This is a genomic window from Erythrobacter sp. 'gip.4 top 5' (genome assembly GCF_056495765.1).
Genome location: NZ_CP200270.1, coordinates 2,380,245 through 2,394,122, shown reverse-complemented (window position 1 = coordinate 2,394,122; position 13,878 = coordinate 2,380,245). Strand labels below are relative to the sequence as shown.

At 64.2% G+C, this 13,878-nt stretch carries 15 protein-coding genes; 4 read left to right on the top strand and 11 right to left on the bottom strand.

Features of this window, described 5'->3' with window-relative positions; all coding sequences use genetic code 11:
* The 11 genes from accD to radC all read right to left on the bottom strand — a co-directional run bounded on the left by accD (position 1) and on the right by radC (position 9,382).
* Entirely contained in the window at positions 1–855 is an 855-nt protein-coding gene (gene accD, locus ACRANW_RS11585; protein ID WP_479431936.1) for an acetyl-CoA carboxylase, carboxyltransferase subunit beta, read from the bottom strand.
* Positions 852–1,646, bottom strand: a complete 795-nt coding sequence (gene trpA / locus ACRANW_RS11580) for a tryptophan synthase subunit alpha (RefSeq protein ID WP_479431935.1) — start codon at positions 1,644–1,646, stop codon at positions 852–854. Before trpA ends, accD begins: the two co-directional genes overlap by 4 nt.
* Positions 1,643–1,861 (bottom strand): hypothetical protein, encoded by a 219-nt coding sequence (locus ACRANW_RS11575; protein WP_479431934.1) that lies wholly within the window; start codon positions 1,859–1,861, stop codon positions 1,643–1,645. The genes trpA and ACRANW_RS11575 overlap by 4 nt, the downstream gene beginning before the upstream one ends.
* Complete coding sequence (trpB, locus tag ACRANW_RS11570; RefSeq protein WP_479431933.1) at positions 1,858–3,084, bottom strand: tryptophan synthase subunit beta; 1,227 nt, start codon at positions 3,082–3,084, stop codon at positions 1,858–1,860. Before trpB ends, ACRANW_RS11575 begins: the two co-directional genes overlap by 4 nt.
* A complete protein-coding gene (locus ACRANW_RS11565) occupies positions 3,081–3,713 on the bottom strand; it encodes a phosphoribosylanthranilate isomerase (protein ID WP_479431932.1) in 633 nt (210 codons plus the stop codon). Before ACRANW_RS11565 ends, trpB begins: the two co-directional genes overlap by 4 nt.
* Positions 3,714–3,722: 9 nt before the next feature.
* Positions 3,723–4,202, bottom strand: coding sequence for a GNAT family N-acetyltransferase (locus ACRANW_RS11560; RefSeq protein ID WP_479431931.1), 480 nt, complete (start codon positions 4,200–4,202; stop codon positions 3,723–3,725).
* 23 nt (positions 4,203–4,225) lie between these two features.
* The gene (gene pyrF / locus ACRANW_RS11555; RefSeq protein ID WP_479431930.1) at positions 4,226–4,912 is read right to left on the bottom strand and encodes an orotidine-5'-phosphate decarboxylase; all 687 of its coding nucleotides are present in this window, start codon (positions 4,910–4,912) and stop codon (positions 4,226–4,228) included.
* Positions 4,909–5,292, bottom strand: a complete 384-nt coding sequence (locus ACRANW_RS11550) for a LapA family protein (RefSeq protein ID WP_479431929.1) — start codon at positions 5,290–5,292, stop codon at positions 4,909–4,911. The genes pyrF and ACRANW_RS11550 overlap by 4 nt, the downstream gene beginning before the upstream one ends.
* Positions 5,293–5,368: 76 nt before the next feature.
* Positions 5,369–6,679: an adenylosuccinate lyase gene (gene purB / locus ACRANW_RS11545; protein WP_479433932.1), complete on the bottom strand. Its 1,311-nt coding sequence runs from the start codon at positions 6,677–6,679 to the stop codon at positions 5,369–5,371.
* 70 nt (positions 6,680–6,749) lie between these two features.
* Positions 6,750–8,648 (bottom strand): acyltransferase family protein, encoded by a 1,899-nt coding sequence (locus tag ACRANW_RS11540; protein ID WP_479431928.1) that lies wholly within the window; start codon positions 8,646–8,648, stop codon positions 6,750–6,752.
* Complete coding sequence (gene radC / locus ACRANW_RS11535) at positions 8,648–9,382, bottom strand: RadC family protein (protein WP_479431927.1); 735 nt, start codon at positions 9,380–9,382, stop codon at positions 8,648–8,650. The genes ACRANW_RS11540 and radC overlap by 1 nt, the downstream gene beginning before the upstream one ends.
* Positions 9,383–9,563: 181 nt before the next feature.
* On the opposite strand from radC, the gene ACRANW_RS11530 reads away from it, so the two are divergent.
* From ACRANW_RS11530 to ACRANW_RS11515, 4 genes are all read left to right on the top strand, one after another.
* Complete coding sequence (locus tag ACRANW_RS11530) at positions 9,564–12,662, top strand: intermembrane phospholipid transport protein YdbH family protein (protein WP_479431926.1); 3,099 nt, start codon at positions 9,564–9,566, stop codon at positions 12,660–12,662.
* Positions 12,663–12,769: 107 nt separating this feature from the next.
* Positions 12,770–12,937 carry a YnbE family lipoprotein gene (locus ACRANW_RS11525; RefSeq protein WP_479431925.1) on the top strand — a complete coding sequence of 56 codons (168 nt, stop codon included), beginning with the start codon at positions 12,770–12,772 and terminating at the stop codon, positions 12,935–12,937.
* 28 nt (positions 12,938–12,965) lie between these two features.
* Complete coding sequence (locus ACRANW_RS11520) at positions 12,966–13,346, top strand: YdbL family probable chaperone protein (RefSeq protein WP_479431924.1); 381 nt, start codon at positions 12,966–12,968, stop codon at positions 13,344–13,346.
* Positions 13,347–13,475: 129 nt separating this feature from the next.
* Complete coding sequence (locus ACRANW_RS11515) at positions 13,476–13,823, top strand: AtpZ/AtpI family protein (RefSeq protein ID WP_479431923.1); 348 nt, start codon at positions 13,476–13,478, stop codon at positions 13,821–13,823.
* Positions 13,824–13,878 lie beyond the last annotated feature (55 nt).

The window sequence follows — 13,878 nt, the reverse complement described above, 5'->3', positions numbered from 1 at the left end:
TTACGCCGCCTTTACCGGAGCGAGATAATCCAGCACGATCGCCAAGGTTGCCCGCAGGTCGCGGCGGGGGACGACCATATCGACCATGCCGTGCTTGTGCAGATACTCGGCGCGCTGGAAGCCTTCGGGCAGCTGTTCGCGGATCGTGTCCTGAATCACGCGCTGGCCGGCAAAGCCGATCAGGGCGCCGGGTTCCGCGATATGGATGTCGCCGAGCATGGCGTAACTTGCGGTCACGCCGCCGGTGGTGGGATCGGATAGCACCACGATGTAGGGCAGCCCCGCCTGCTTCAGCCGCCGGGTCATCACGGTCGCGCGCGGCATCTGCATCAGCGACAGGATGCCCTCCTGCATCCGCGCACCGCCTGCCGCGGTCACCACGACATAAGCGCAATGGCGATCGAGCGCCTTTTGCGCGCCTTCGCAGAACGCCTGCCCCACGGCCATGCCCATGGACCCGCCCATGAAGCTGAAATCCTGCACGCCGACCACGGCAGGCCGGGTGTCGATCGTGCCCGAGCCTACCACGAAAGCGTCCTCATGCGGATTCGCAGCGCGCGCGGCTTTCAGCCTGTCCGTGTATTTCTTGGTATCCTTGAAGCCCAGTGGATCTTCGGTCACCTTTGGCAGGGGCAGCAGCTCAAAACCGGGGTCGAGCAGCAACGCCAACCGCGCATCCGCGCCGATGCGGCCGTGATGATCGCATTTTGGACAGACGCTGAGGTTGTTCTCATATTCGGCGACAAACAGCATTTCCTGGCACGAAGGACACTTGATCCACAGGTCCTTTTCTGTGGTGGTCTTCTGCTCGGAGGTAAAGCCCAGCGAATTGCGGACACGGGTCAACCAGCTCATTGCGCATGCTCCTGTCGGGCGGCGTGGACGGCCGTTGCGAGGGCCGCTGTGAGTTCCCTTAGCTTGGCCGGAGCCTGAGCGCCATATTCGCCGCAGATTTCCACCAGCGCCGAGCCGACGACCACGCCATCTGCCACGCGGGCAATGGCAGCGGCCTGTTCGGGCGTGCGCACGCCGAAGCCGACGGCAATCGGCAGATCGGTCGATTGCTTGAGCCGCGCCACGGCTTCCTCGATGCTGGCCTGCACCGCCTGCTGCTTGCCAGTGATCCCTGCGACCGAAACGTAATAGATAAACCCTGCCGATCCTTCGAGCACCTGCGGCAGGCGCGCCGCATCGGTGGTCGGTGTGGCGAGGCGGATCGGAGCGATGCCAGCAGCGCGCAGCGCCGGGCCGAGCGCGTCGTCTTCCTCGGGCGGGATGTCGACGCAGATCACGCCGTCAACGCCAGCATCAGCCGCAGCCTGCGCAAACCACTCCGGCCCGCGCCGAACCATCGGGTTGGCATAGCCCATCAGTACCAGCGGAATATCGGGGTGGCGTGTGCGGAATTCGGTCGCGTAGCGCAGCACGTCCGCCGTGGTCGTGCCCGCGCCGAGGCTGCGCAGATTGGCGCTCTGGATCGCGGGGCCATCGGCCATCGGATCGGTGAAGGGCATGCCGAGTTCGATCACATCCGCGCCGCCTTCGACCAGCGCATCGAGATTGGCCGCCGTGTCGCCATCGCCTGCGGTAATGAAGCAGACGAGCGCTGGGCGGGGGGCGGCGAAGGTTGAGGAAAGGCGGGTCATCGGTTCCCAAGTCTCTTAGATGGCAAAGCCCGACGAAATCTTTTCACTTCAAAAATAAGCATTCCCATGCTTGCAAAAGTTGCGCGCACATAAGCCCGCATTTCGACTTCCCAGCCATTGCCAAATAACCAATCCATGAATGGAGAACCGATGTAAGCTACAAACCCAAAGACAGAAAAAATTCGCGCCAACCCTGACAAAATAGCAAAGATCAAAGCTCCACTCCCAGCTTCTCCGCCACGGTGAAGATGTCCTTATCGCCGCGCCCGCACAGATTCATCAACACGATGCTGTCTTTGGGCATGGTCGGCGCGACCTTGGCCACCGCTGCAATCGCGTGAGCAGGCTCCAGCGCGGGGATGATGCCTTCGGTGCGGCACAGAAGCTTGAAACCTTCCAGCGCCTCGTCATCGGTGACGGCGGTGTAATCGACGCGGCCCGATTCTTTCAGCCACGCGTGTTCCGGCCCGATGCCGGGGTAGTCGAGGCCAGCGCTGATCGAGTGGCCTTCGGTGATCTGGCCGTCTTCGTCCTGCAACAGATACGTGCGGTTGCCGTGGAGCACGCCAGGCGATCCGCCGAGCAGGCTCGCGGCGTGTTCGTCACCGTCGAGGCCATGCCCCGCCGCTTCGACCCCGAGCATCTTCACGTCAGCATCGTCGAGGAACGGGTGGAACAGCCCCAGCGCATTCGACCCGCCACCGATGCAGGCGATCAGCAGATCGGGCAGGCGGCCGGTGCGGCTCAGCATCTGCGCGCGCGCTTCCTTGCCGATCACGCTCTGGAAATTGCGCACCATTTCTGGGTACGGATGCGGCCCGGCGGCGGTGCCGATGATGTAAAATGTATCGTGGACGTTCGCGACCCAATCGCGCAGGCCTTCGTTCATCGCGTCCTTCAGCGTCGCGCCGCCGCTGGTGACGGGGATGACCTCCGCGCCCAGCAGCTTCATGCGGAACACGTTGGGCGATTGCCGCGCGACGTCTTCGGCGCCCATATAGATCACGCAAGGCAGGCCGAAGCGCGCGCAGACCGTCGCGGTTGCCACGCCGTGCTGTCCCGCGCCGGTTTCCGCGATGATGCGGGTCTTGCCCATGCGGATCGCGAGCAGGATTTGCCCGATGCAATTGTTGATCTTGTGCGCGCCGGTGTGATTGAGCTCGTCACGCTTGAACCACACCTGCGCGCCGCCAAGCTCTTCCGTAAGCCTCGGCGCGAAATAGAGCGGGCTGGGGCGGCCGACGTAATGTTCGAGCAGATCGTCGAACTCGGCCGCAAACGCCGGATCAGCCTGCGCGGCGCGGTATTCGCGCTCCAGATCAAGCACCAGCGGCATCAGCGTTTCAGCGACATAGCGCCCACCGAACTGGCCGAAATGGCCGCGCTCATCGGGCTGCGTGCGGAAGGAGTTGAGGGGCGTGTTTATAGGGATGTTCATACAAGGACCGCTTTGCAGAAGGCAGCGATTTTGTCCACGTCCTTGATCCCCGGCGCGCTTTCCACGCCCGAGGAGGTGTCCACCAGCGGCGCGCCCGTCAGCCGGATGGCGTCGGCGACGTTGGCAGGGGTAAGCCCGCCTGCCAGCCCCCACGGCGTCGGCGCTTTGTAGGCGCGCAGCAAATCCCAATCGAAGCGCGTCCCATTGCCGCCCGGAAGGCCGCTCGCAGGCGCATCGAACAAAAGCCGGTCTGCCGCGCCGTGGAAGCGGGCCGCACTGGCAAGTGAGTCCGCGTCTTTAACACCCAGCGCGCACCAGGCCTCGATCCCGGTTTCAGCGCGGAAGCGGGCGAGCGTTTCGGGGGTCTCGTCGCCGTGAAACTGCACCACGTCCGGGCGCACCTCACGCACCGCTTCGGCCAACGCGGCGGCCGCAAGGTTTACGACCAGCAGCACGACTTTGACGGTCGGCGGCACCAATCCACGCAGGCGCGCCGCTTGTGCAAGGCTGAGGTGACGCGGACTCTTTTCGAAATGGACCAGGCCGACATAATCCGCTCGCGCCTCGGCAGCGGCGGCCAGAGTTTCGGGCGTCGATAGCCCGCAGATTTTCACGAGAGTGGCAGTCATCGCGTTGCCTTAAGCCGGACCGAGCGGTTTTTCCAGCACCGCAAAGGTCAGCGGCGGATCGCGCAGTACCGGGAAAGGCCGGGTCTCGCCCGTGCGGACATAACCGCGCCGTTCGTACCACGCGATGAGACTTGTCCGGCTGTCGATTACGGTCATTTCCATCGCCGAGATGCCAAGGCCGCGGGCATGATCCTCCGCCGCATTAAGCAATTGCCGCCCGACCCCTGTCGATTGCAGGGCGGGCTGAACGCACAACATCCCGAGATAGGCGAGCGCGGCATCTTTCACCGTCACGGCGACGCAGCCGATTGGCGCTTCACCATCATGCGCGCTCAGAATTGTGACGGCGGGATCGGCCAGCAGCGCCTCTACCTCACCCGGCGCGACACGCTCGTCATCGAGGATATCCGCCTCATGGTTCCACCCACGCCGCGCCGAATCGCCGCGATAGGTCGCTTCAAGCAGGGCTTTGAGGGCAGGGGCATCCACCTGGGACGCCGCAAGGAAGCGGATCAAAGCGTCGCCTCGATCGCGCGCGCCGCTGCCTCCGGGTCTTCTGCGCGAGCGATGGGCCGACCGATGACCAAAACGCTGGCCCCATTGTCACGCGCCTGCCGCGGGGTGACGACGCGCTTCTGATCGCCGGTCCCACCGCCGTTCTTGGCGCCGGTGGGGCGCAGGCCGGGTACGACGAAAAAGCCATCCTTCCATGCCTTGCGCACCATGGCGACTTCCTGGCCCGAACACACGATCCCATCCAACCCCGCTTCGTGCGCGAGTTCCGCAAGCCGCATCACTTGCGTTTCGGCGCTGCCATAGACGCCGGTGGCGGCAAGGTCCGCCGTATCCAGGCTGGTGAGCATCGTGACGGCGACGACCTTGCACCCTTCGGCGGCGGCAGCCTTGGCATCCTCCATCATCGCGCGACCGCCGCTAGCGTGGACGGTGACGATGGCGGGTTCATAGACGTGGATCGCCTGCATCGCCTTGGCGACGGTATTGGGGATGTCGTGGAACTTGAGGTCGAGAAAGATCGGCAGGCCCAGATGCGCAATTTCATGCACGCCGTGCGCGCCGTGGGCGCAGAAGAATTCAAGGCCCAGCTTCACGCCGCCGATATGCGAACGGACCTTTTCAACCAGCGCCTTGGCAGGTTCCAGGCCGGGCACGTCGAGTGCCAGATAGATGGGGTTGCTCATTTTCCGCTTCCGTCTGCGCCATAATCGCTGGGGCCGAGAGGATCGGCCGTTTCTACCGGTTTTGTGCCGGGCTTATCCACAGGGCCATCCACCGCCGGAACCACGGGCACGTGCGTGTCGCGCTGGCGTGCCATCGCAGCGTTCTGCAGCGAGGTTTCCAGCGCGCGGATCCGACGGTTCTGGCTCCACACCACGCTGCGATGCAGCACCCACATCGGCACGAAACCGGCGATGAAAGCGAGCGCCGCCAGCACCGGCACCTTGGTTTCGAGCACGAGGTTCTGCCACAGCGTCAGCTCAACAGGCCGCCAGTTGTAGATCGCGAAGATCAGGAAACCGAGCGCGGCCAGAACCCACAAGATAGTGCGAAGGATCTTCACGGTGATTGCCTCTCCCGATGGCCGCTGACAGGGCTGAACCTAGGCCATTCCGGCGATGAGTCCAGCATCCCCGCCGTCACACGAACACCCGCGCAAAGATCGTGTCGACATGCTTGAAATGGTAACCCAGGTCGAACAACTGGTCGAGCGCTTCGGGTGTCAGGCGTGCGGTGACATCGGCGTCCGCTTTCAGCAGATCAAGCAGGTTCAGCGCGCCGTCGGCTTCCCACACCTGCATCGCGTTGCGCTGCACCAGGCGGTACGAATCGTCGCGCGTCAGACCGGCTTGTGTCAGCGCCAGCAGCACACGTTGCGAATGAATCAGTCCGCCCATGCGATTCAGGTTCTTTTCCATGCGCGCAGGATAGACCAGCAGCTTTTCCACGACCCCGGTCAGCCGCGCGAGTGCGAAGTCGAGCGTGATGGTTGCGTCCGGCCCGATGAACCGCTCCACTGAAGAATGCGAGATATCGCGTTCATGCCACAACGCGACATTCTCAAGCGCGGGCGTGACAGCAGAACGCACCAGCCGCGCAAGACCGGTGAGGTTCTCGGTCAGGATCGGGTTGCGCTTGTGCGGCATCGCTGACGATCCCTTTTGGCCGGGAGAGAAATACTCCTCAGCTTCCAGCACTTCGGTCCGCTGCAGGTGACGGATTTCGGTGGCGAGGCGTTCGATGCTGCTGGCGATGACGCCCAGCGTGGCGAAATACATCGCGTGGCGATCCCGCGGGATTACCTGCGTTGAGACAGGCTCGACGGCCAAGCCCAGCTTGTCGGCAACATACTCCTCCACCGCCGGATCTATATTGGCAAAGGTGCCGACCGCGCCGCTGATGGCGCAGGTCGCGATTTCTGCCCGCGCCGCCACCAGCCGTGCACGGCAGCGGTCGAATTCGGCATAGGCCTGTGCCAGCTTCAGCCCGAAGGTCACCGGCTCGGCATGGATGCCGTGGCTGCGGCCGATGGTGGGCGTGTATTTGTGCTCTTCAGCGCGGGTGCGGATCGCGGCCAGCAGTGCGTCAAGGTCGGCCAGCAGAATGTCGCTCGCCTGCGCGAGTTGCACCGACAGGGTTGTATCGAGCACATCCGAGCTGGTCATGCCCTGATGCATGAAGCGCGCTTCCTCACCCACTTGTTGCGCCACCCAGTCAAGGAAAGCGATCACATCATGCTTGGTCACGGCCTCAATCGCATCGATCGCGGTAACATCTATCTTCGGATTGGTCGCCCACCAGTCCCACAGTGCCTTCGCGGCGCTCTGCGGCACCACGCCAAGGTCAGCCAGCTTCTGGGTCGCGTGCGCCTCGATTTCGAACCAGATGCGATATTTCGCCTCCGGCTCCCACAAAGCGGTCATGGCGGGGCGGGCGTAGCGGGGGACCATCATCGACTCCGGTGTATCTGGGCTGGCGCAGCGCCTAGGCAACGAGGGCGGTCAAGGCAAGCGCACCGCCCTATCGGACTGTGACCAGCAGGGGGTCAATCTGCGCCAACACCCTCCCAGCGGCGGTGCGGGTCATGTGGCTGCCGTCCCAGTAGTTGAGCTTGCCGTCCTGAATCAGCCAGCAGCGCGCCGCTCCGCAAAGCGGTGCGGCGGCAGCGATATAGGTCAGGCGGGGATCGTTCGCTGCAAAGGCGCGCAGCAGCGTGTTGACCTTAGAGCCTTCGGCAAGGCTGACCGGATAGCTTTCGGGGCAGGTGACATTGCGATAGGCCCGGCAGCGCAGCAAGCCGTTTTCCATCATCGGGCCTGCCACCCATGCGGTCGGGGAATTGCCGATGAGGATCACGCGGGTGCCGGTCGGCAGGCGATCGATCGTCTGCTTGATGGCAGCCATCAGCGCCGGTCCGGCCTTCCCCGAACTTGAACCGATCAGCTTGTCGCTGGCCATCTCGTAGAGCGCCTTATCCCAGCGCTGTGCCCAGATCACGGTCCCTACCTTGCGGGCTTGCACCAGCCGGACCAGATCATCGGGCAGAGCGTGGCAGATGGCGGCTTCGAGAGTGCCAGAGGGACGGTCAGAAAGGCCATCGGCGGCAAGACAGCCGGATTTCATCATCACGGCGCCGGGGCCAAACCGGGCGACGGCGGCTTCGTAATACTGCCCTGCATGACTGTCGCCATAGAGCACGAAGGCAAGTGGTGCGTCGGGCGGGACGATGCGGGCTTCTGATGTACTCGGGGGGCGCAACCCGTCCAGCCGCTCGGCCAAGGCACCGGAATGTGGCAGAAGCAGGCGCAAATAGCCCAGCCCGCCTGCGCTGAGGGGCACGGCCAGCGCGGCGGCGCAGACCGCCGCCAACACAACCGGCCCCGCCAGCCGCCCGCGGGATCGCACTGGCTGCTCGACCCAGCGATAGGAAGCGATGGCCAGCCCCGCTGCGGCCGTGACCGCCGTCACCGTTGCCCAGACGGGCAAGGGGCCAAAATGAACATATTGTGCCAGCGCCAGCAACGGCTGGTGCCACAGATAGAGGCCGAAGGAGATCAGCCCAATGCCCACCAGCGGGCGCGCGGCCAGCAGGCGGCCCGAAATGGTCTGCGCGCTTGCGTAACGCAGCACCAGCGCGGTGCCGAAGGTGGGCAGCAGGAAGGCAAGGCTCGGCCCCGGTGCCTCAGGGTCGATTACAGCAAAGCCGGTCAGAATCAGCCCCAGCCCCGCCGCCGCCAGCCGTCCATCGGGCCGCGCAGGGCGGGGCAGCACCGCCGCCGCCGCGCCCAGCACCAGCTGCCACATTCGTGTCGGTAACAGATAGAATGCAACCAGCGGCATGTGCGGTGCCAACCACAACGCCAGCAGCAGGCTTGCGGCCCCGATCAGGCCGAAGACCGGCAGCAGCGCCGCGGGTCGCCAGCGACAGACGGCCAGCATCAGCAGCGGGAAGAGCAGGTAGAATTGCTCCTCCACCCCGAGCGTCCATGTGTGGATCAGCGGCCGGGTTGCTTCGTCGCTCGCGAAATAACTGGTGCCGCGCGCAAAGTGGATGTTTGAGGCAAACAACGCCGCCGCAATCAGCCCCTTGGCGAACTCCTGAAAGTCCTCCGGCGTCATGATCGCCCAAACGGCCACGCCGGTCGCGACGAGCATCACCGATAGCGCTGGGACGATCCGGCGCAACCGCCGCTGCCAGAAGCGCCATAGGCTGAAGCGCCCCTCGGCCAGCTCGCCAGCAATAAGGCCGCAGATCAGATAGCCGCTGATGACAAAGAACACATCCACACCGACAAAGCCGCCGGGCAGCACGTCGGGTGCAGCATGGTGGAGCACGACTGGTGCAATCGCGAGCGCGCGCAGCCCGTCGATTTCCGGGCGATAGCCGGAATGCGACGCCGACTGCGAGGCGGACTGCATCAGATCAGTCCTTTGGCTCTAAGGCTGGTATGCCCCTCGCGTCCGATGATGACATGATCATGGACGGTGACACCCATGAGCCGCCCGGCTTCCGCAATCCGCTGCGTGATCTGAATATCGGCGCGGCTGGGTTCGGGCGAGCCGCTGGGGTGATTGTGCACGAGGATCATGGCGGACGCGCCAACGTCCATTGCACGGCGGATGACCTCGCGCGGGTGGATTGCAGCTTCGTCGATCGAACCGTCGCCTACGTGATGATCCTCGATCAGGCGGTTTTTCGTGTCGAGATACAGCACCCGCACGCGCTCCACGGTCAGGTGCGCCATATCAGTGGTGAGGTAATCGATCAGCGCCTGCCAGCTGCCTAGCACCGGCTTGCCCATGATTTCCGCCCGCGCCATGCGCCGTGCGGCCAGAGCAACCGCCTTCAGGGCCGCGGCGCTGTTTTCGCCCACGCCTTTGACCCGCTGGAGCGCCTTGGGATCGGCGTTCAGCACACCTGCCAGGGTGCCATATTGCGCCAGCAGCGCCTTGGCGATCGGTTTGGTGTTACCGCGTGGGATCGCCGCGAACAGCAGATATTCCAGCACTTCATAATCGGCCAGCGCCTCGGCCCCGCCGGTCAGCAACCGGTGGCGCAAGCGCGCGCGGTGCCCGTCGCCTGCGGCCTTGCCCGCATCGAAATCGGGCACGGCCCCATCGAGAAAATCGAAACTGTCTTCAGCTTCCGGCAATGCGACCCCCCGGAAAAGCGTTGAACCTGCGTGCCTCATTGCCTTTGGACGATGATACGCGCAAGGGTTGGAGACAATGTCGGTGCCGGACGCGCAGCCTATGGATGAGCCGGAAGGCGGCAGCACGCGGCGTCTCCGACCGCGGCGCTTGCGCAGGCGAATCGCCTTGGGCGTGGCCGCGGTGGCCTTGCTCATCGCAAGCGCAGCCTGGATCAGCCGCGAACGGATCGCGGGCAACGCGATCGACGACTATCTTCAGGCCAATAATGTCCCGGCAACCTACGATATCGTAACCATAAGCCCGCGCGCGCAGGTGATCGAAAATCTGGTAGTGGGCGATTCGGCGAGGCCTGACCTTACCGTCAAACGCATGGTGGTTGAGATCGGAGTCGGGTGGGCCAGACCCGAGGTGCGCCGGGTGCGTGTGGAGGGGGCGCGGCTATTTGTGCGCTTCAACAACGGCGCCTTCAGCCTCGGCGCGCTCGACCCGCTGATATTCACCGGCTCGGACGCGCCGCCTGCGCTCCCGGCAATGAATGTCACGCTGTCCGACGCGCGCGCATTGCTCGAAACGGATTTTGGCCCGGTTGGTCTGACGCTTGAAGGCGCTGGGCGCATTGACGACGGGTTTGCCGGAACCATCGCCGCCGCAGCGCCGGGAATTGGGGTGGAGAACTGCCGTGCCGAGACCGCGACGGTCTACGGCAAATTGACCACGCGGAATGGTGCGCCGCAGCTCGATGGCCCGCTGCGAATTGGCAATCTGCAGTGCGGCGGCGCGCAGCTAGCGCGGGCTGACATTGGCACTCAGCTGAGCCTGAACCGGGACTTTTCTACCGCCAAGGCCGATTTGCGCCTGATAGGTGAGCGAGCGGGCTATGGCGTTTTTTCCGGCGAAGCACTCTCCGGCACCGCGAAGGTCAATTGGTCCGCCGGACGGCTCGCACTGGGACATGATCTGGCGCTGACCGGCCTTTCTAGTCCGCAAGGACGGATTGCGCGGTTCGCAGCGGAAGGAAGCTGGCGCGGTGCGGACAATGGTAGCAGCGGCCAATGGGATGGCACGCTGCGCGGCGAGGGCCTTGATCCAGCGGATGATCTGACAGCCAGCCTCGCCTCGGCCGAGCGCGGGCTTGCGGGCACGTTGCTCGCTCCCTTGTTGGTGAAGGCACGGAGCGCGGCGGTGCGTTTGCTGCAGGGTGCCAGCCTGCGCGCCGACGGTATTATCCGCCACAAAGGCGCGGACATTTCGCTGGTGATCCCCGAAGCGAGCATCGCTGCGCGCAGCGGCACGCGGGTTCTCGCGCTCTCGCGCCTCAACGCGGGTCTCCGCTCCGGGAACCTGACGGGTCTTGGTGGCAACATCCTGATAGGGGGCGCAGGGCTACCCAATATCAATGGCCGGATCGAGCGACAGGCAGGCGGTAGCGGCTGGACGCTTCGGGCAGCGATGGCGGAATATGCGGTGGGCGCAAATCGGCTGGCCGTTCCGCGACTGACATTGCGCGGCGCGCCGAGCGGAGCCTTGGCTTTTGACGGCCTCGTCACGGCGAGTGGCGATCTGCCAAGCGGCGCGGTGAATGACCTTGCTGTTCCACTGGAAGGGACGTGGTCGCAGGCACGCGGGCTGGCGCTGGGCACCCGCTGCACACGCTTGCGCTTTGCCAGTCTTGGGCTGTCAGGCCTTGCGTTGAAGGGGCAGCAGGTGACGCTGTGTCCGCAAGGCAACGCGCCGATCCTGGCCTATCGTGACGATCTGACATTGGCGGCACGTACGGGCCCACTCACCCTCGCTGGATCGTTGGGAGAAAGTCCGGCGACCCTTTCAGCGACAGGCGCGGTGCTGCGCTATCCGCAGCCTTTCGCCATCGAAGGCCTTGCCGCCACGATCGGCAGCGGTGACAGCGAGGTGCGCCTTTCCGCTGCCAATCTTACGGGAAATCTTGGTGGCACACCGTCCGGCACCTTCGCGGGCGGGGCAGCGCGGCTGGCGGTGGTGCCGCTCGATCTCGATGCGATCACCGGGCGCTGGTCTTTCGCCGATGGCGCGCTGCGGATCGAAGACGGCGCCTTCACCTTGACGGACCGGCCGGCGAAAGGCGCGGTGCGGTTCGCGCCGCTCGCCGCGAAGGGCGCAAGCCTGACGCTGCGGGACAATCGCATCGTGGCCGATGCCGCGCTGGCGCATCCCGCATCGGGCCGCGGCGTGGTGCAAGTGGCGATCACGCATGATCCTGGCACCGCCACAGGCCGCGCGCGACTGTCTGTGCCGGGGCTGCTGTTCGACAGGGGCTTGCAGCCGGATGAACTGACGCCGCTGGCCAAAGGTGTCATTGCGCTGGCGACAGGCACCATCACCGGCGATGGTCGGATCGACTGGACGGGCGACACCATCACCAGCAGTGGCACGGTTCGTTCCGACAGCTTTGACTTCGCCGCGGCCTTCGGACCGGTGCGGGGCGTCTCGGGCAAGGTGGTCTTCACCGACCTGCTCAACCTGACGACCGCGCCTGACCAGACCCTCAGCATCGCCGCGATCAATCCCGGCATCGAGGTGTTGGCGGGCACGGTTCGGTTCGATTTGGAGGACGCGACACTTCTGAGCCTGCGGGACGCGCAATTCCCGTTCATGGGCGGCACGCTGTCCATGCGCCCGCTGGTGATGGATTTCAGCCAGCCCGAGGCCCGCCGCTACGTGTTCGAGATCGTCGGATTGGATGCCGAACAGTTCGTGACGCAGATGGAATTGACCAACATAAACGCCACCGGCATCTTCGATGGCACCGTGCCGATTGTGTTCGATGCCGACGGCAATGGCCGGATCGAAGGCGGCCTGCTGATCGCAAGGCCGGGCGGCGGCAATGTCGCCTATATTGGCGAGCTGACTTATGAAGACCTCGGCACGATGGGCAATTACGCCTTTTCCGCCCTGCGCTCGCTTGATTACCGGCAGATGCAGGTAGGGCTGGGGGGCGATCTGGCGGGCGAGATCCTGACCAGCTTCGATTTCGACGGCGTACGCCAGGGTGCGGGCACCAGCCAGAACTTCGTCACCCGGCGGCTGGCGAAGCTGCCGATCCGCTTCAAGATCAATGTCCGCTCGGAAAACTTCTACGAGTTGGCGACCATGGTGCGATCCTTCTGGGACGCCAATTATATCCGCAAACCCGAGGATGTTGGGCTGTTCCGGCAGGAAGATGGCCGTCTGGTGCCGATCCCCAAACCTGTTCAACTGCTCGAAAATGCCGTTCAACCTACCGAAAGCGAAGGTCAGCCATGACGCAACACGAATTGACCGTGCCGGGACGCACTGCCACATCTTCGCGCCTGAATGGGGAAGGGGCAGCAGCAATGGGGCGGCAATCACAAGGAAGAGGTCGGGCCTTGATGGCTGCAGCGTTGATCCTTTCGGCAGGCCTTGGCGGATGCATCAACATCGCCGCGCCCGACAAGCCGATCGTGATCGAGCTGAACGTCAATATCCGGCAGGAAGTGATTTACCGGTTGGCGGAAGATGCTTCCAATACGATTGACGAGAATGCGGACATCTTCTGATGCTGTGCCGCTTCGAGGAGAATTAACGATGCGCAAATCAGTTTTCGCCGCAATCCTCGGCGCTGCGACGCTCAGCGCCGTGGCTGCCCCGGCCTTTGCGCAGCGTGATCCCGCTTATGCCGCTGCACGCTCCGCCGGTACGATTGGTGAACAGCCTGACGGCTATCTCGGGATCGTGGGCGCGGCGGACAAGACCCTGCAAGATCTAGTGAATGACATCAATATCAAGCGCCGTGCCATCTATGCTGAAAAAGCCAAGGAAAACAATGCGACTCAGGAAGCGTACGCGCTCACCTCTGGGTGCCAGGCTATTGCCCGCACGACGCCCGGCGAAAAATACCGCGCGCCTGACGGCAGCTGGCAGACCCGCACGTCCGCTCCGCCCATTCGCGATCCGCGCTGCCCTTAAACTCTTCGCACCTGCACAAACATTCCCCACCTTGTGTTGACACCATTCGGCCCCCCTTCTAAGGGGGCGGCGCCCTCGGCGGGCACCTCGATGCGCGTGTCCTGGCCCTGGTTTTGACGAGGATCAGGCATGAGCGACGAGAAACCTGCACGAGAACCCATTCACGAGGATGCGCGGATCGATGCGCTCGAAGCGCGGCTGAAAGCTGCACGCGAGCGTGAAGATCAACGCAACCGGTCGCGGGCGCAAGGCACCGATGCGAATTACCGCAGCGGCAACCGCGCTCTGGCCAATCTTCTTGGAGGGATCATCGGCGGCCTGGTGATCGGCTTTGCGGTTGACGCATTGCTGGACATCGCGCCCTGGGGTCTGTTGACCGGATTGTTCCTTGGGACAGTGTCGGCCTTCAGGTCGATTATCATAAGTGCGAATACACGTCCCGAAGATGAGGCCCAGCGGCCCGATGGTGAGGGTTAGACCCCCGCTAGACCGCTTCAGGCCCCCTCTAGGGTTGTGTTTCATGTGAAACATT

Bases quoted from the DNA above. Each gene is read 5' to 3' on its own strand.
- accD (WP_479431936.1), bottom strand. From the start codon at position 855: ATGAGCTGGTTGACCCGTGTCCGCAATTCGCTGGGCTTTACCTCCGAG.
- trpA (WP_479431935.1), bottom strand. From the start codon at position 1,646: ATGACCCGCCTTTCCTCAACCTTCGCCGCCCCCCGCCCAGCGCTCGTC.
- trpB (WP_479431933.1), bottom strand. From the start codon at position 3,084: ATGAACATCCCTATAAACACGCCCCTCAACTCCTTCCGCACGCAGCCC.
- ACRANW_RS11565 (WP_479431932.1), bottom strand. From the start codon at position 3,713: ATGACTGCCACTCTCGTGAAAATCTGCGGGCTATCGACGCCCGAAACT.
- pyrF (WP_479431930.1), bottom strand. From the start codon at position 4,912: ATGAGCAACCCCATCTATCTGGCACTCGACGTGCCCGGCCTGGAACCT.
- purB (WP_479433932.1), bottom strand. From the start codon at position 6,679: ATGGTCCCCCGCTACGCCCGCCCCGCCATGACCGCTTTGTGGGAGCCG.
- ACRANW_RS11540 (WP_479431928.1), bottom strand. From the start codon at position 8,648: ATGCAGTCCGCCTCGCAGTCGGCGTCGCATTCCGGCTATCGCCCGGAA.
- ACRANW_RS11525 (WP_479431925.1), top strand. From the start codon at position 12,770: ATGGCTGCAGCGTTGATCCTTTCGGCAGGCCTTGGCGGATGCATCAAC.
- ACRANW_RS11520 (WP_479431924.1), top strand. From the start codon at position 12,966: ATGCGCAAATCAGTTTTCGCCGCAATCCTCGGCGCTGCGACGCTCAGC.
- ACRANW_RS11515 (WP_479431923.1), top strand. From the start codon at position 13,476: ATGAGCGACGAGAAACCTGCACGAGAACCCATTCACGAGGATGCGCGG.